The sequence below is a fragment of the Cohnella soli genome (genome assembly GCF_042655525.1).
GTDB classification, from domain to species: Bacteria; Bacillota; Bacilli; order Paenibacillales; family Paenibacillaceae; genus Cohnella; species Cohnella soli.
In genome coordinates this window covers 522,482-539,388 of record NZ_JBHSMI010000029.1, presented here as the reverse complement: position 1 = coordinate 539,388, position 16,907 = coordinate 522,482, and the positions used below count along the sequence as shown (strand labels likewise).

At 53.9% G+C, this 16,907-nt stretch carries 15 protein-coding genes; 11 read left to right on the top strand and 4 right to left on the bottom strand.

What is annotated here, in order from left to right; translation table 11 throughout:
• Positions 1–45: 45 nt before the first annotated feature.
• From ACFPOF_RS22680 to ACFPOF_RS22670, 3 genes are all read right to left on the bottom strand, one after another.
• Complete coding sequence (locus ACFPOF_RS22680; protein ID WP_378136889.1) at positions 46–354, bottom strand: winged helix-turn-helix transcriptional regulator; 309 nt, start codon at positions 352–354, stop codon at positions 46–48.
• Between the two features lie 245 nt (positions 355–599).
• Entirely contained in the window at positions 600–1,412 is an 813-nt protein-coding gene (locus ACFPOF_RS22675; protein WP_378136887.1) for a histidinol-phosphatase, read from the bottom strand.
• 27 nt (positions 1,413–1,439) lie between these two features.
• The gene (locus ACFPOF_RS22670) at positions 1,440–2,342 is read right to left on the bottom strand and encodes a LysR family transcriptional regulator (RefSeq protein ID WP_378136885.1); all 903 of its coding nucleotides are present in this window, start codon (positions 2,340–2,342) and stop codon (positions 1,440–1,442) included.
• Positions 2,343–2,547: 205 nt separating this feature from the next.
• On the opposite strand from ACFPOF_RS22670, the gene ACFPOF_RS22665 reads away from it, so the two are divergent.
• From ACFPOF_RS22665 to ACFPOF_RS22655, 3 genes are all read left to right on the top strand, one after another.
• Positions 2,548–4,128: an MDR family MFS transporter gene (locus tag ACFPOF_RS22665; protein ID WP_378136884.1), complete on the top strand. Its 1,581-nt coding sequence runs from the start codon at positions 2,548–2,550 to the stop codon at positions 4,126–4,128.
• Positions 4,129–4,140: 12 nt separating this feature from the next.
• Positions 4,141–4,716 carry a PadR family transcriptional regulator gene (locus tag ACFPOF_RS22660; protein ID WP_378136882.1) on the top strand — a complete coding sequence of 192 codons (576 nt, stop codon included), beginning with the start codon at positions 4,141–4,143 and terminating at the stop codon, positions 4,714–4,716.
• A 132-nt stretch (positions 4,717–4,848) separates the two neighbouring features.
• Positions 4,849–6,105, top strand: a complete 1,257-nt coding sequence (locus ACFPOF_RS22655; protein ID WP_378136880.1) for an MFS transporter — start codon at positions 4,849–4,851, stop codon at positions 6,103–6,105.
• Positions 6,106–6,107: 2 nt separating this feature from the next.
• Here ACFPOF_RS22655 and ACFPOF_RS22650 read toward each other — a convergent pair whose 3' ends face one another.
• Entirely contained in the window at positions 6,108–6,983 is an 876-nt protein-coding gene (locus ACFPOF_RS22650) for a zinc dependent phospholipase C family protein (RefSeq protein WP_378136878.1), read from the bottom strand.
• 115 nt (positions 6,984–7,098) lie between these two features.
• Between ACFPOF_RS22650 and ACFPOF_RS22645 the strand changes: the two genes are divergently transcribed.
• The 8 genes from ACFPOF_RS22645 to ACFPOF_RS22610 all read left to right on the top strand — a co-directional run bounded on the left by ACFPOF_RS22645 (position 7,099) and on the right by ACFPOF_RS22610 (position 16,724).
• On the top strand, positions 7,099–7,557 hold the full coding sequence (locus tag ACFPOF_RS22645; protein WP_378136876.1) for a chemotaxis protein CheX: 459 nt from the start codon (positions 7,099–7,101) through the stop codon (positions 7,555–7,557).
• An 83-nt stretch (positions 7,558–7,640) separates the two neighbouring features.
• Entirely contained in the window at positions 7,641–8,423 is a 783-nt protein-coding gene (locus tag ACFPOF_RS22640; protein WP_378136874.1) for an SDR family NAD(P)-dependent oxidoreductase, read from the top strand.
• Positions 8,424–8,449: 26 nt separating this feature from the next.
• Positions 8,450–10,114: a DEAD/DEAH box helicase gene (locus tag ACFPOF_RS22635; protein WP_378136872.1), complete on the top strand. Its 1,665-nt coding sequence runs from the start codon at positions 8,450–8,452 to the stop codon at positions 10,112–10,114.
• 190 nt (positions 10,115–10,304) lie between these two features.
• Positions 10,305–11,597, top strand: a complete 1,293-nt coding sequence (locus ACFPOF_RS22630) for an S-layer homology domain-containing protein (RefSeq protein WP_378136870.1) — start codon at positions 10,305–10,307, stop codon at positions 11,595–11,597.
• Between the two features lie 175 nt (positions 11,598–11,772).
• Positions 11,773–12,570 (top strand): ABC transporter ATP-binding protein, encoded by a 798-nt coding sequence (locus ACFPOF_RS22625; RefSeq protein WP_378137125.1) that lies wholly within the window; start codon positions 11,773–11,775, stop codon positions 12,568–12,570.
• Positions 12,563–13,861, top strand: coding sequence for an ABC transporter permease (locus tag ACFPOF_RS22620; RefSeq protein WP_378136868.1), 1,299 nt, complete (start codon positions 12,563–12,565; stop codon positions 13,859–13,861). Before ACFPOF_RS22625 ends, ACFPOF_RS22620 begins: the two co-directional genes overlap by 8 nt.
• Before the next feature lie 251 nt (positions 13,862–14,112).
• Complete coding sequence (locus tag ACFPOF_RS22615) at positions 14,113–15,645, top strand: glycoside hydrolase family 31 protein (protein WP_378136866.1); 1,533 nt, start codon at positions 14,113–14,115, stop codon at positions 15,643–15,645.
• 23 nt (positions 15,646–15,668) lie between these two features.
• Positions 15,669–16,724: a LacI family DNA-binding transcriptional regulator gene (locus tag ACFPOF_RS22610; protein WP_378136865.1), complete on the top strand. Its 1,056-nt coding sequence runs from the start codon at positions 15,669–15,671 to the stop codon at positions 16,722–16,724.
• Positions 16,725–16,907: the final 183 nt, after the last annotated feature.

The following is a 16,907-nucleotide window of genomic DNA, read 5'->3' as shown; positions in this document are numbered from 1 at the left end:
GATGATTGCAGCGGGGGTTTCTTCGTTACGATGAAGGATGATCACTCACATCCAATGTTCGCCCCAATTTTGAATGGAAAGAATGACTTCCTCCAAATTACGGCCCTTCTCGGTCAGTTCGTATTCGATGCGGACCGGCATTTCCGGATAGACGGTGCGCGTCAGAATGCCCGCCGCTTCAAGCTCCTTCATCCGATCGGTCAGCATTTTATCGCTCATCTCCGGAATTTGCTCTTTAATGTCCTTAAACCGCTTCGGGCCTCCGAGAAGTACGCGGATGATCAGTCCCGTCCATTTTTTGCCGAGCAGCTCGGCTGCCGACTCGTATTTGGGGCACATTTTGGAATAGTCCATGCCGATTCCCCCTTTGTTCCTATTCTAACATACTCACTTCCGAAAAGTAAGTGCCAGTTCAATTGGGCATTTGTTACACAAATGAAACATTTCTGTGATCTGTCTGTCTCAGTGGCGGGCTATTATAATAACCAAGACCCCCTTTTTTCATATGCTTGAAGCCTGCCACCGTTGGCGGGCTTCCTTTTTTTTGAGCCCTAACAAATGACAAGGCCGCCTCCCGTGATGGAGACGGCCTATTCGCATCAAATAGGTACGACGATTTTTTCTTTTTTACGAAAAAACACCCAGCGCGAGAACCCGATCTCTTTTAACCGCTGGCGCACGAGCTCAAGATCGTCTCCGATGCGTTCCGTTACGTGAGCGTCCGATCCGAACGTGACGTCAACGCCGAAATGCAGCGCGCGTTCCAATATGGCATCGGAAGGATACCAGCCGCCGACGTCTTTCGTTTTGCCGCTCGTATTGATCTCGATCGCCAGATCGTTCGCCGCCACGGCTTGCAACGCGGCATCTACCTCGGCTTCTGCTCCCGCAATGTCCGAGAAGGCCGGAAAATAACCTTTCATCGCGTCGATATGGCCAAGGATCTGAAATAATCCGCACTCTGCCGACTGCCGAATGAGTTCATAATAAACTTTCTTTTCTGCCGTCTGCTCAGTCGGTCCGAGGCCTTTCCATCTGTTGCGGTTAAAAATGCTTACCCCGCGCGTTTGGTGGACGGAACCGATAATGTAGTCGAATGGATAAGCGGCGAAAACTTCGCGATAAATGTCAATTTTATCGGCAAAATAATCGGATTCGACGCCAAGCAGCACTTCGATATGGTCTTTGTAGATTTCCTTTACCCGAAGAACTTCCGCTACGTAACGGCCGAATTCACTCCGCGCCATCGCGATGTGCGGGAAAGGTTGGTCGTCTTTGTGGGCAAAATAAGGCGAATGATCGGATATGCCGATGACGTACAAGCCGACGTTGATCGCCTCTTCGACGTATTCGGCAATCGTGCCGGTCGCGTGTCCGCATCGTTCGTGATGCGTGTGAAGGTCGAACTTCATATGTCGTCTCACTCCTCTGTAATTCGTTTATTCGCTGCCGATAAACTGGTCTTCGGGCATGCCTTTCAAATCGTTCAAAAATTGCCGCATGGCGCTGTTCACGTATCTTCCCGACTTCGTCATGACGCCGACAGGGTGGCTGACTTCGAACTCCGTCACCGGAATCGTTTTTAGAGTGCCGCGTTTGAGCTCTCCTGCGATTGACAGCTTGGATACGATGGCAGCACCCATATTCAATTCGACCATACGTTTGACTTCTTCGCTGCTTCCAAGTTCCATAACTAAATTCGGCTCTAGCCCGTGTTCGCGGAAGATGCGGTCGACGAACCGCCGCCCTAGCGTATCCGGGGAAAGCAAAATGAGCGGTACGTCTTTCAGCATGCTGATCGTAATGCGCTTTTCTTTCGCGAGTCGATGCTGCGGCGCTACGACAAAATCGAAGGTGTCGTAGTAAAGGACGGACGTTTCCACTTGCGCGCTCCGGTCGCTCAAATAGCCGATACCGACATCGATGGTACCGTTCTCGACGTTGGATAACACTTGCGCGGAAGACATGGATACGATACTCGTTCGGATAAGAGGGAACTGATTCTGGAAGTAGGATAACACGCGCGGCAAAATTTGAATCGCAATTGAGGCGGTTGTACCAAGCGTAATGTGACCTTGCGGTACTTCGTTTAGATCGGAAAGCCTTTGCTTCAGCTGTTCGACGATGTTCAGAATTTGACCGGCGTGCTCAAGGAACACTTGGCCTCTGTCAGTCAACGTAACAGGGTGGTTCCGGTCGACGAGCACCACTTTGAATTCTTCCTCGAGGCTTTTAATTTGCGCGGAAACGGCGGGCTGCGTCAAGTTGAGCACTTCGCCCGCCTTGCGGAAACTAAGCGTCTTGGAAATAGTTACTAACGTTTCCAATTGGCTGATGTTCATTCGTTCTCCTCCGCTGCATCGAATAAATTTATCGTCATGAAGTGAATTTATAAAAAGGTTTTGTCACCATTTCCATTTAATTATAGGGGATAATCGAAATCGTCGCAAAGGGGGTTGAAAGTTACTCAAATTTGAGTATACTAATGGGCGGGTACTCAAATTTGAGTAATTATGTTGACTTGAAAGTCCAGGAGGGATTTACGGCATGGATAAGAAAAACAGCAGCATTAAGCTCGTCGTTGCCGGGCTGCTGCTAGGTTTATTTATGGCATCGCTCGACCAGACGATCGTCTCGACGGCGATGGCGACCATTATTAAGAAACTGGGCGGTTTCGAAAGCTTTATTTGGGTGTATTCCGCCTACATGATCGCGATGGTCGTATCGACGCCGATCTTTGGCAAACTATCCGATATGTACGGTCGAAAACGTTTTTTCCTGCTCGGCTTAGTCTTGTTCCTGTTAGGATCGATCTTGTGCGGCACGGCTACGAACATGGATCAGTTGATTATCTATCGCGCCATTCAAGGGATTGGCGGCGGCGCATTGATGCCGATCGCGTTCACGATCATTTTCGATCTGTTCCCGGCTGAGAAACGCGGTAAAATGATGGGCTTGTTCGGCGCGGTGTTCGGTTTGTCGAGCGTGTTCGGTCCGATTTTGGGCGGAGCGATTACGGACAACCTGTCGTGGCATTGGATTTTCTACATTAACGTACCTATCGGTATTCTTTCGATTATTTTTATGACAAAAGGGTACAGCGAAAGTAAAGTATCGAGAAAGCAGTCGATCGACTGGTTGGGCGCGATCTTGCTAACGGCCGCGATTTTGTGCTTAATGTTCGGTCTCGAACTGGGCGGAACGGACGGCTGGGCATGGGGCTCGGCTAAGACTATCTCCCTGTTCGTCGCGGCTGGTGTATTGACCGTAGTGTTCCTGATCGCCGAGAAGTATGCCAAAGATCCGATTATCAAGCTCAGTCTGTTTCGAACGAAGCTGTTTACGGGCGGTATGGGCGTCAGCGTTCTGTACGGCGGCGTGATGATGGCATCGGCGACATACATTCCGATCTTTATCCAAGGGGTGTTTCATAAGACGGCGACAGAAACAAGTACGGTGCTTACACCGATGATGCTTGGCGTCGTTGTCAGCGCCCAGTTCGGCGGACGGGTCGGTGTCAAGTTCCGTTATCGCGACGTCATGCTCGTTTCCGCGCTCGTGCTCATCGTCGGTTCTTTCCTGCTTGGCTACGTCATGGATCCGACAACGAGCCAAGTTTTGATCGGCGTGTTTATGGTGATTCTTGGTCTTGGTATCGGCGTATCGTTCTCGCTTCTTAACATTTCGACGTTGGAAGCAGTACCGCCTCAATCCAAAGGCTCAGCTTCGTCGCTGATCGCGTTTTTCCGGACGATCGGTTCGGCGCTCGGCATCGCCGTTTTCGGCACGTTGCAGAAAAACAACTTCCAGGAAGGCATCAAGCAATTGCCGAACATTCCTGCAGAGATGGCGGAGAAGATCAAAGGCGGTCAAGCATTACTCGATCCGGACGTTCAGGCGCAAATGCACTTGTCGCCGGATATCGTCAACGCGCTTCTCGGCAAACTGTCCGATTCGATTTTGTTTATTTTCCAATGGTCGATTTTGCTGCCGATTGCCGCCCTCATCTTTATTTTCCTGATGGGGAACGCGAGATCGACGGCGCCGAAGCCGGGCGCACAGGGTGCTCCGGGCTCTGCCAATTCGCAGGGCGGCGGTGCCGGCAAGCCGGAACCGTCGTTCCACTAAGGCGATCGGAACATGTCCATCAAACTGCTAGTTCTCGGCCTGCTTATGGAAAAGGAACTGCACCCCTACGAAATCAGGCAGACGATTAAGGGGAGAAATTGGGACCAAACGTTCCGGGTAAAGGATGGCTCGCTCTACTACGCGGTCGACCAGCTTCGGCAGGATGGTTACATCGAAGTGTCGGAGACGATTCCCGTCCCTGGCGACAATCGTCCCGACAAAACCGTCTATCGCATTACGGAGAGCGGGAAGGCGCAATTGCACGACATGCTTTATGCCCAGATGGGACAAAGCTTTTACCCGCAGCACCCTCTGTTCATGACTCTTCCTTTCGTCCGGCACTTGGACTTGGAAAGGGTGGAAGATCTGGTGCTCAAGCAGCTGGAAGCTTGTCAGAACCGGATCGATCGCATCGAAGGCGTATTGGACGAGAAAAAAACACGATTGCCTCGTGGCTCAATCTTCATGATCGAGGGCATTCTGCGTTTCAACAAAACGGAGAAAGATTGGCTAGAGGATATGCTGGTGGAAGCGAGGAACGCCAGACTGGCGGAAATGCCTCGAATGAAGCCTGAATCACAGTCATAACACATTCGCGCGACCGTTTTGCCGAAATATCGGCGGACGGTCGCGTTTATTGCATTTGCGCGAAGGAAAAGGTACAGGGCTCGTCGAATGGTTTCGGCAAACGGCTACGATCAGAGAGAGGCGACATCCGAAATGAGCACACCAATACAGATCCGCGCCTGGGTGATGTACGATTGGGCGAACTCTGCCTTCGCAACGACAATTATGGCGGCGGTCATGCCGATTTACTTTATCGACGTGGCGGGTGGTACGGATGGCAGTTGGAGCTTCACGCAGACTGCGGCTGCGATTGTTGTGGCGATGTTGTCTCCGCTGCTCGGGGCAATCGCCGATTATAGCGGCAAGAAGGTCTCTTTTCTGCGGATATTCAGCCTGATCGGCGCATTCGGAAGCATGGGGCTGGCGTTCGTTGGACCAGGAGATATGTGGCTAGCCGCGATTCTTGTCGTTGTCGGCATGGTTGGTTTCGGTACGGGGAACACGTTCTACGACGCGCTTCTGAACGACATTACGACGCCGGAACAACGGGAAAGCGTCAGCGCGCGCGGGTATTCGATGGGATATCTCGGAGGGGGGCTGCTCCTGGCGATGAACCTCGGTCTTATTCTCGGTTGGGAATCGATCGGCTTGCCGAGCCAAACGTTCGCGTCGCAAATTTCTTTCGTTTCCGTAGGTATCTGGTGGCTCGTATTCTCGTGGCCGTTGTTTCGGAACGTTAAAGATGCAGCAACCGTGCGGATGGAAAGTTTGGGCGCAACATTAAGGATGGGGAGCGCGAGGCTCAGAGAGACGTTTTCTCGGTTAAAGGACTACCCGGAACTGCTCAAGTTTATGTTGGCGTACTGGTTTTTCTTCGACGGCATCAATACAGTCATCGTTATGGCCGCGAGCTACGGAACGACGATCGGTATTAAAAGCGAAGATTTGATTGCCGCTTTGCTGATTACCCAGTTTATCGGCTTCCCGGCAACGCTAGTATTCGGCAAACTCGCGGATCGGATCGGCAGCAAGCAAATGCTATTCGGATCGCTTGTCCTTTACTTGCTCATCGTCGTTCTCGGTTACTTCATGACGAACGCAACGCATTTCTTCGTGCTCGCCTTCCTGGTCGGTCTCGTTCAGGGCGGTTCTCAGGCGACTTCCAGAGCAATCTTCAGCAAAATCATACCTCCCGGGCGAACGGCCGAATTTAACGGCTTCCTCAGCTTTACGAGCCGGTTTTTCTCTTTTGGCGGGCCGCTCGTGTTCGGGCTCGTCAAGCTCGTTAGCGATTCGAGCCGTTCGGCGCTGCTGGCGGTCGCGTTCTTTTTCCTCGCCGGGCTTGTGTTGCTGACGATAGTCGATCTGGCGAAAGGTGAGAGAGAGGCACAGCGCCATTCTGCCGGATAAGCTTAACGTGCAGGCACAACGGATTCGGCGAATGTAATGATGGCCGTGCCGCAAGGCAGTCCGGTTTCATAGGAAACGTTCCGAAGCCGTTCGGCGAACTTCGATTTCAGCCGGACGGCTTCTTCGCCGTTTCCGCAAGAGAGCCAGTCTAGCGCCGCGCGAGTCGTCTCCAAGGCGTCCGCAAGTGCGCGATCCCATAATTCGTCCGCGCTTTCCTCAAGGACGATCGTTCGATCTGTCGGATCGATCCATGGGAGGCGGGCATCGTTCATCACGTCCCACTCTGGCAAACGCCGCGGCGGGGAGAACGGAGCGATCTGCCCGAATAACGCAAATCTTTTCCAGCCGGAGGGGTCGAAAAACAGGCGCTGTGCGCGAATCATTTGCGAGACGGCGGCGCCAGGCAGTCGATCTCCCGTGTCGATCTCGGGAGCGACTGGCGTCGAGCCGGTGCGGATGCCGGCGCGACGATACATAACGACTGCATCCATCGCCGTCTCGAAGCGTTGATGATGCCACTTCTTAAAGCCCGAGCGGCTGAAGACGAAAGGGTGCAAATGCCGATCAAGCACATGGTGCAGCAGAAACCCGACCGCATAACCCGACGCCGGGTCGGACAGCGGGCGGTAAGCCGAAGTCGATCGTTCGAGCAAGGAAAGCAGGAACGGCCCACATCGCTCGTCATGCATAAGGCTCCCGAGACGGTTCAGCGCGGATGACGATTGCCAAGGCAGAAACCGATCGTAGAACAGGAAATCCGGGCCCTGGCACCCGAGTTGGAACGAGCTTTTCCACTGCAGGTCGTTCAGTTCTCGCGCCAGTCCGAGGGACGAAAGAACCTCTCTCCCGAACTGAATATGGGCCCAAATATTCGGCATCGTTCATCGTCCTTTGACAAAATTCTGTATACTTGTACCTATGATTTCAGTATAATGAGGGAAAGCGATTACGGCTAGCGGTACAATCCAGGCTGGAAAAGGGGCGCGTTCAGACATGAAGGCTGATTACATCAACCCGTTTTTGGAATCCGCACGCATGGTTATCGAACAGATGGTACAAATTCGTCCCAGCACCGGGCAGTTGGCGATCAGGGACATCAAGTTCGCTGAAAACCATGTATGGATCCAAATCGGGTTAACCGGGCATATGACCGGGGATATCGTGTTCGGGTTAAGCGAATCTGTAGCGCTAAGAATCATCTCCGCGATGATGGGCGGTTACGCCATTACCGAGATCGACGAGATGGGCAAAAGCGCGATATCGGAACTAGGCAACATGATCAGCGGCAACGCCAGTACGATGCTGTACAATCAAGGCGTTCACGTGGACATTACGCCGCCGAAGATTATGAACTCGCATTTCGCCTCGGTGACGGGGGCAAGCCGCGCACTCGCTGTTCCGCTTATTATGGATGGCATCGGCGAAATGGAAATTCAAGTATTGATCGCGTAGCATTAACCTATGCTAGTATTTATACGGCGTCATACGAGCTATCAAAGCAGCCCCGTCAGGGGCTTTTTTCATGGGAGGATGCGATGAAAGCGACGTTGCTAGGCAAAGTGGTGCTCATCACCGGCGCGTCGAGCGGAATCGGCGCGTTGGCAGCGAAATTTCTCGCCGAGAAGGGAGCAATCCCGGTGCTGACGGCGCGTTCTCTGGACAAGCTAACGGCGCTTGCGAATACGATGTCGAGCGAGCATGCCGTATATGAGATGGACGTCTCTTCCGATGATCAAGTCGGCGAAGTTGTTTCTGAAGTCATACGCAAATACGGACGCATCGACGTGCTGCTCAACAATGCGGGGTACGGCGAATTTGTTCCGTTCGCGGATACGACGATCGAGCATTTCAAGCAGATGATGGATGTCAATTATTTGGGCATAGTACGCGTCACGCACGCGGTTCTTCCCTATATGTTGAAGGCGGGGCAGGGCCATATCATCAACGTCGCTTCGATGGCCGGCAAAGTCGCGACCGCCAAGTCGACAGCGTACGCCGCTACGAAACATGCCGTCCTCGGATTTACGAATGCGCTTCGCAGAGAGCTGAAGATAAGCGGCGTCTACGTAACCGCCGTTAATCCGGGGCCGATTGCGACACCGTTCTTCGATCGGGCCGATCCGGAAGGCACGTATTTGAAAAACATCGAAAAATTCATCCTTTCTCCGGACAAAGTGGCCGGCGCAATCGTTCGCGTGATGGAGCGACGCAAACCCGAGCTCGATATGCCGTGGGCGGCGTCTGCCGGAGCGAAGTTGATGCAACTGTTTCCGCGGGTGACGGATGCGCTGTTCGGTCGGATGATGGACAAGAAATAGGCAACACCGATAAAGGGGCTGGACATATGGAATTTCTAACATTGGGAATACATGAATTGCTAGCAGAGAAGCTCGCCAAAGCCGGTATTAACGAGCCTTCCGAAGTGCAAAAGCAAGCATTGCCCGAGCTGCTGGCGGGCAAAGACGGCGTCATTGTGTCGCCGACGGGGACGGGCAAGACGCTCGCTTATTTACTGCCGGCGCTGCAGCGGATCGATGCCGCGCGCAAGGAGACGCAGGCGCTTATTCTTGCGCCGACACAGGAGCTCGCGATGCAAATTATGCGCGAGGCGGAGACGTACGGTCAGCCGCTCGGCGTGAAAGCCGTTGCGTTGATCGGTGGCGCTTCGCTGGCGAGGCAACTGGAGCGGATGAAAAGCAAACCCGCGCTTATCGTCGGCACGCCTGGCCGGGTAAGAGAAGTTGCGAATACGCGCAAGCTGTCGCTGCATGCTGTCACGTATGTCGTCATCGACGAGACGGACCGCGTATTCTCGCTGGGAGGCAAGTCCGACGTCGAGTTTCTGATGGCGAGAACGTCGCGCGAACGTCAGACTGTGTTCGTCTCCGCAACGCGTTCGCAGGCGATGAAAGAAGCCGAACGCAAATGGCAGAACGATCCGTGGGTATCCGATGTTTCGGAAGCGGAGAACGACAACGGATTGTCCAAAACATTAAAGCATTGGTACTTCTTGACCGACCGCAGGGAGAAGATCGACTTGATCCGCAGGCTTGTGCTGCATATGAAGCCGTCTTCGGCGTTGCTGTTCGTCAATGACACGGAAAAAATCGGAGAGTTGCTTGCCAAGCTTCGTTACGAAGGCCTGTCGGTAGACGCATTGTACGGCGATACAAGAGGCCAAGAGCGCGGGGAGACAATGCAGCGATTCCGCAGCGGCAGGACGAAACTGCTCATCGCGACGGACGTTGCGGCACGTGGTTTGGATTTGCCAGGGTTAACGCTCGTCATACAATACGAACCGGCGCTTGACGCCGACCATTATGTGCATCGTTCCGGACGTACGGCGAGAATGGGACGGGAAGGCACTTCGATTACGCTGATTGCGCCTGAGGAGCGTTTTATCGTCGACAAGCTGGAGAAACAGCTTGGCATCACGATCGAGCCTCGCACGACGTACGAAGGCAAAGTCGTTACGCTGGAGGAGAGCGATGCGAGAAGAAGTCGGACGGCGGCCGGGAAGCCGAAGTTCGAATGGAAATCGAAAACGGAGTATTTGAAGTCGCAGGAGCAGAAGGAAGCGCAGCCGCAGCGTAAGCCGGATACAGAAGCGGCGGGAAGTCGGGCGGCCGCCAAGCCGTCGGACATTGCACGCGTAAGCAAGCAGCCCGCCAAGTCGGATGCGGCAAGTACGAGCAAACCGAACTCCAAGCCGGATGCCGCCAGAGCGGCGGCAGAATTGCGGAGCGGAGCGGGCGTCAAGACATCGGCCGCCCAGCGTTCAGGCAAGCCTAGTGCCCGTAAGCCTGCGCAAGCCGATCTTGCGAACAAGCGAGATGACGCTTCGACGAAGCAGGAGCCATCGGCCAAAGCAGTTGTCAAAGCGTCCGCTGCCAAGCCGGGCAAGTCCAAATCCGAACGGGAGCGCGAACGTAAAAACAAAGGCGCGCCCAAATGGCTAAAAGAAAAACGCGAAGCGGCGAAGCCAGAGGATAACGATAACAAATCGTGACGGAGGACCCCGGCGCGATGTAGGACCTTCTCCCTTTTTTGCCCGGGAGAAGGTCCTTTCTCATACTTTAGACTTATTTTACCGATAGGACCCTCTCAAAATCGCAAGCTCGAGCGAAACGTATAGGCGTAGGGAAAAACCTCCCATTGTCCTTATCCCAATATGCGAACATGCGAAGGAGAGATTTTGAATGGCTCACAAACAATCGATGTTGAAGAAAACGGCGGCGACTACGCTTGCCCTTACGATGCTTGTCGGCGGAACGACCGGATTAATGGCTTCGGCACACGATAAAGACGACAAAAACAAAAGCAATAAAAAATCGATTCGTCTCGATTTCGGCGATTTGAATACGAAAGAATGGAAATGGGCGTACGATCATGTTATCCGTCTGGCTGCGCAAGGCGTATTTAACGGATACGAAGACGGAAGCTTTAAGCCGAAAAGCAGCGTGAGCCGCATCGAAGCGCTTGTCGCAGCCGTCCGCTTGCTTGGCCTGAAGGATGAAGCCGAGAAACCGGAAAACATGAATGCGAAATTAAACTTCAAAGACTTCGATCAGTTAAAGAAAAAATACGGTTGGGCCGTCGGTTACGTAACCGTCGCGCTTGAGAACGATTTGTTCTCGGAGAACGATACGTCCATTCAACCGGAAAAAGCAGCATCCCGACTATGGGCATCTGTGTTGCTCGTCAAGGCGATGAAGCTCGAAGGCGAAGCAAAGAAGAAAATGGATTCCGTACTTCCATTTAAAGACGCTGGCGACATTCCGGCCGGTTCCGTCGGTTATGTAGCTGTTGCACTCGAGAAAAACCTGATCACGGGTATCGATGCGCCGGTTAACAAAAAAGATCGGGATGACGACGATCGCGATGACGATCATGACGGCGATCACAAACATAAAGGTAACTCCGACTCCAGCGCCTATAGCAAAGTTTTCCTGCCTAACAAACCAGTTACGCGCGCCGAGCTTGCTACGCTCCTGGATCGCGTCGATCAACAATTGCCGGAAAACGGCAATGCGCAGGCGATTAACGGAACGATTACGGCGATTAACGGCAACACTTTGACGGTGAAAAAAGCGGACAATACGTCCGTTAACGTTATCGCGGACGCAAACGTCTTTATTTTCCGCAAGGAAGTTAAGTCGCCGCTGTCTTCGCTGCAAGTTGGAGATCAAGCGCTCGTGCGTACGTTCGAAGGAAAAGCCGTATTCATCGAAGTGACGAAAACAGTAGAAACGCCTGTTTTCACGCTGAACGATGCTGGTAAAATCAGCAACATCACGCTCAACGCGCAAGGCAAAATCGCGACGCTGACGATCGTGAAGATGGTAAACGGAACGCAACAAACAACGATATATAACGTAGATGCCGTGAATTTGAAAGTAACCGGCAACAACGGCATTTTGTCGACGGACTTGAACGTCGTCGTGAGAGGCAATAACGGCGTCATTCAAGAGATTATCGTCGTTACGGCCTAAACCTATCCGATGCTGTTTTGGCGATAGGGCCAGCAGAATATGATGATGAGGAAAGAACCGCCAAGGGTGCGCTGAGCGCCGGGCGGTTCTTTCTTTGTGTCCGGGTGGCGAGCCCGGTATAATAGTAGGAAAATGGCTGAAGCTTCGATTTGGGGAGGTAGACGGTTTGGCGGCAATGCACAATCAAACGGAACATCGGCTGGACGGGAATTCGCCGGTGCTCGGCATGAAAGACGTGATCGGCGGCTACAGCCCTCGCAGGCCGGTGTTGCACGGCGTCTCCATTACGGTAATGCCGGGCGAAATGGTCGGCTTGATCGGCTTGAACGGCGCGGGGAAAAGCACGGCTATTAAACATATATTAGGGCTTATGGTTCCTCACAGCGGGGAAGTCAGAGTAGCGGGAACGACGCTGGAAGAGAACCCCGAACGGTATCGGTCGTCTGCGGCTTACGTGCCGGAGCAGCCGTCCTTGATTAGCGGTTTGACGGTAAAGGAGCATTTGCGCTGGACGGCGATGGCGTACCGAATCGAAGAAGCAGAGGCGAGTGTACGAGTGGCCGCGCTTGCCCAAGCTTTTCGCATGACGGAGGCGTTAGGGTCGCTGCCGGATACGTTGTCCAAAGGGATGAAGCAAAAAGTGATGCTGATGAATGCGCTGCTTGTCAGCCCGCCCCTGCTCATTATCGACGAACCGTTTCTAGGTCTGGATCCGCTTGCCATCCGAGGACTGCTGGAAGCGCTAGACGAGGCGAGGGCGAGCGGGACGGGCATCTTGCTCAGCTCTCACATTCTTCCGGCGCTAGAGAGGAAGGCGGACAGACTCGTCGTTATGCACAGGGGTAGGTTGATCGCAGAAGGAACTCCCGTTCAAGTGAAAGCTAAAGCGGGTTGCAGTGGTCCGGGCGAAACGCTTGACGACGCATTCGAGGCGCTCGTCGCGGCGGAGGAAGGAGGCGTGCCGCGTGGATGACCGGACGACGGAAGGGCGGGAGCAATTTCTCTCCGGCCTTCGCGGCAGCCGGGCAGCGGCATTTCGCGGAGAGATCGTGCCGCATTTCCGCTACGTGTTCCAGAGCGGGTTCGGCCTGTTTGCGTCGGCATTATTTTTCGCGGCGCTAGTCTGGTATGTCGACTTCATTAAGGCGATCCCACCCGATTGGCCGGCAGGCGCTGTCGGGATAGCAACGCTGACCGTGGCATCCGTTCGCGCGCCGCTTCGCGTCTACTTGCGCCCGGCGGACACGATTTTCTTGCTGCCGATGGAGATGAGCATGCTGCGCGCCTACATAAAGCCGAGTCTGAACCGCGCGATTGTCGCAGCGGTACTGCGTGCGGCTGCTGTCTTCTGCTTGTTCGCCCCCATCTATGTCAACGCTCCAAGCACCGCGGAGATCGCAGCCAGCCATCCGACTGCGATACTTGCTGTGCTGGCCGCGCTGTTATCTGGAGGTAACGTGTACGCCGGCTGGCGGGAACGCCAGGCAGCTGCGAAGCGCTGGCGGCATAGCCTGCGATTGGCGAGATGGCTGCTGACAGCTCTGATCTACGCTTTTCTGCTACTTAAGCCGCTTGCAATTGCCATTCCTTTGACGGCGGTTTGCATGGCGATCATAGCGTTGCTGTGGCGTCTGACCGCGAGGCATAAGCTTCCCTGGGATACGCTGATTGACGAGGAAGCAGCAATTCGCCGCCGTTGGATGGCTTTTCTCGGATGGTTCGTCGACGTGCCGACGGAAACGTCCAAACCAGCGCGCAGGCGCTGGATCGCCTGGATGGCTGACCGATTGCCGTGGCGGCATGCGAGTGCATGGACTTATTTGTATGCGAAAGTATTTCTAAGGGGCGAGACGTTCGGCGCATTATGGCGTTTGATCGTTTTGGCGGGTTTCGTGCTAGCCGTATCCGACAACGCCTGGGCGGACGGCATAGCTTACGTCTTGGCTGTTTTCCTGTGCGGCTTGCAATTGGGAGAGCTGCGGAGAGTCAGACTTGTCGAGACGGCGGCGACTTTGCCGCTCCCGCCCGAAGGCCGACTGCTTGCGGCCGCTTCAATCGCTCGGTTCGCCGGCACGTTCGCCGTGCTGCTGCTCGCGGTGTTCGGCATCGCAACTTCCGGTCTTGTTGCTGGTGACGGCATTTCCGGTTGGGGCGGCGCATTCCGCCTCGATTTGTGGCTGCCGCTTGCAGCGTTCGGGCTGCTCTGGTTCGGCTGGCGCGTGCCGAGTAAGATCGCGACTCACGACGAGGACGACGATTTGTAGAATTCCTCTTCTCTTGGTTCTTGCGTGTCAAAGAGTGAAGAAGAAGGGCCGTTTCACAGGATCGCGCGGCGATCTTGGGAAACGGCTCTTTGCATGCGACACCGCCCGAGCAAGCGATGCCAGATTTTCGTAAGCGATTACCCTGCTATTAGCGACCTCCCAGTTGACTCAAAGGGCTGTAGGGAATAAGATATAAAGAAATTGCGCAAAAATTTTCCTAACAGGGGATGGTAAATGTGGCGCTCCGGACGATGGAGATTCAAAGACTGGAGGGGGAGTATTGGTGGGGAGGTGCGATCCACGACGGCGTCCGTATGCCGTACGGAGCGAATGATGTGTTGCACGATTTGCGAGATTTGCTCGAAAACTCCGGCGCCCCGTTCCTCATATCAAACCGGGGAAGGTACATATGGCACGAGCGACCGTTTGAATTCGAGTTCCGATCGGGACGAATTCGCATCGACTGCGAGGAAGATATCGCACTTCACCAAGGCCATTTCGGCAGTCTGCCCGACGCCTTCCATCAAGCCGCTTCCCGTTTCTTTCCCGCCCAGAGGCGGACGCCGGACCCGCTCGCCATTACGGCGCCGCAATATTGCACCTGGATGGAAATGCATTACGAACCGACGCAAGAAAAGACCGTTGCATACGCGCGGGAAATTGTCAGCCGAGGTTTTCCTCCCGGCGTGTTCATTATCGACGACAACTGGATGACGGATTACGGTACGTGGAGCTTCCAGCAGGGGCGGTTTCCCGATCCGAAAAAGATGATGGACGAACTTCATGAGATGGGTTTCAAAGTCATGCTTTGGGTGTGTCCTTACGTAAGTCCGGACAGTCTGACAGGAAGGAAACTCGACAAGCTCGGTTACTTGGTGAAGGACGAATTGGGCAAAATGGCGCTTCGTCGCTGGTGGAACGGATGCAGTGCCGTACTTGATTACACGCACCCGGAGGCATGGTCCTGGTTTAAGGAAACGCTTGACGAGCTCGTCGTTCGATACGGCGTCGACGGCTTCAAGTTCGATGCGGGCGATCCGTCGGAAGATGCGGCCAGCGATTGGGTCACAAGCTTCCGGTGGCGCGGAACGGACATCCCGAACGAAGATTGCGCAGCGTATAGCCGGTTAGGTCTTCATTATTCTCTTAGCGAGTATAGAGCCAGTTGGAAAATGGGAGGAGCGCCGCTCATGCAGCGCCTGCGCGACAAGCCCCATGCTTGGGGCGACGAGGGGATTCGCGCGTTGATTCCGAATTCGATCGCACAGGGACTTGTCGGTTTTGCTTTCAATTGCCCGGACATGGTCGGCGGAGGCTGGGACGGCGATCTAAACGGTTCCTCATTCGATCCGGAACTGTTCGTTCGTTATGCTCAGTGTGCGGCATTGTTCCCTATGATCCAATTTTCGACGGCACCTTGGAAGGTGCTGGACGAGGAAAAGCTCTCATATTGCCTCGCCGCAGTTAGGCTAAGGGAGCGAATGGGGGCAACGCTGCGCGCGCTGGCGAACGAGGCGGCGGAACGAGGGACGCCGATGCTGCGCGCACTGGAATTTGTTTACCCCGGCAAAGGGTATGAGCGCGTCACAGACCAATTCATGCTCGGGAACGATATTTTGGTAGCTCCTGTTCTGGAAAAAGGGGCGATCGAGCGCATGGTCGTTTTTCCGGAAGGAGAATGGAAAGAGGAAAGCGGCGATATGATTGTCGGTCCATGCGAGTGTATCGTAAAAGCGCCTCTATCACGGCTTCCGTGGTATCTGAGAACAACAAAGTCCGTTTGACGGCACGAGAACGTCTCAGTAAGATGAAATTGAAAGCTGGAACGGAACTGGAGGGAACGGCCATTAAACTCAAGGAAATCGCCGAGAAGGCCAACGTATCGGTCAGTACGGTTTCACGGATTATTAACAACCAAGGGAATTTCAGCGACGATACGCGCCGCAAGGTGCTGGATATCGCCAGCGAATATTTGAAGCCGGGCATCGTTCCGTCGAAGCTTTCGACTATTGCATATTCCATTGCCGTGTTTGTGCCCGAATCGAATGATTTTTACGAGAACGATCCTTCGTCCTCGGCGGATCTGAACGATTTGAAAGAGCATTTCGAAGCTTACGGCCATCGCTTTCATATGGTGACCCGCACGGCTGAATTTTCTTCTGCCTCGCCTGCTTATCGGTTGCTGAACGAAAAGAAGGTCGATGCTGCCGTCGTGTTCGATCCTTTTGTTAACGACAAGATGATCGATGAGTTGGCTAGCCGAGGTATTCCTTATTTGGTGACGAACGGAAGGCAATATGACGGCGGGCAAAACTACATCGATTACGATAATCGCAAAGGCGCCTACGAAGTCATTCGTTATTTGCACGGACTCGGGCACCGGCGGATTGGCTTGATTGCTGGCCCGGGAGAGCACTTGGTGAACGAGAATCGGCTTCGGGGCTGCCGGGAGGCATTTCGGGATTTGGGCTTATCCTGGGAAGAGTCGAACGTGCACATGGGGGCTTTCGATCCGGCTCACGGCCATCAGGCGGTTAAGAAACTGCTGTCCGCTTGCCCGGAGACGACTGCGATTTTCGCTTTTAACGACATCATCGCTTTCGGGGCCATGAAGGGGCTTTCGGAAATGAAATTGAAAGTGCCCAAAGACGTATCGATCGTCGGCTTCGACGATTTGAAGCTGTCCGAATTTATGATGCCTCCGCTGACGACCGTACGGAGATTTCGCTACGATATTAGCTCGCTAATCGTTAAGATGATTGCTGAGCTCATTACGAACAAGTACATTTCTGAAGTCAATATCGGCTTAAGGACCGAGTTGATTGAACGGGAATCGTGCGCGAGAGTACAAGATAAAAATTAGCAAATGGAGTTCTTGCGGCTGCGGCTAATAGAACTCTATTTTTGTTGCGGTTGTAGTCAGGGGATTGACACTATAGTGAATTTTCACTAGTATAAGTCTAGGAAAATATTTGCGCAAAATTTTCCTTCAACGCGTAAGGCGCAATAAAGCGGAAGGGGGCATTGTAATCGGTTTGTGCGTGAT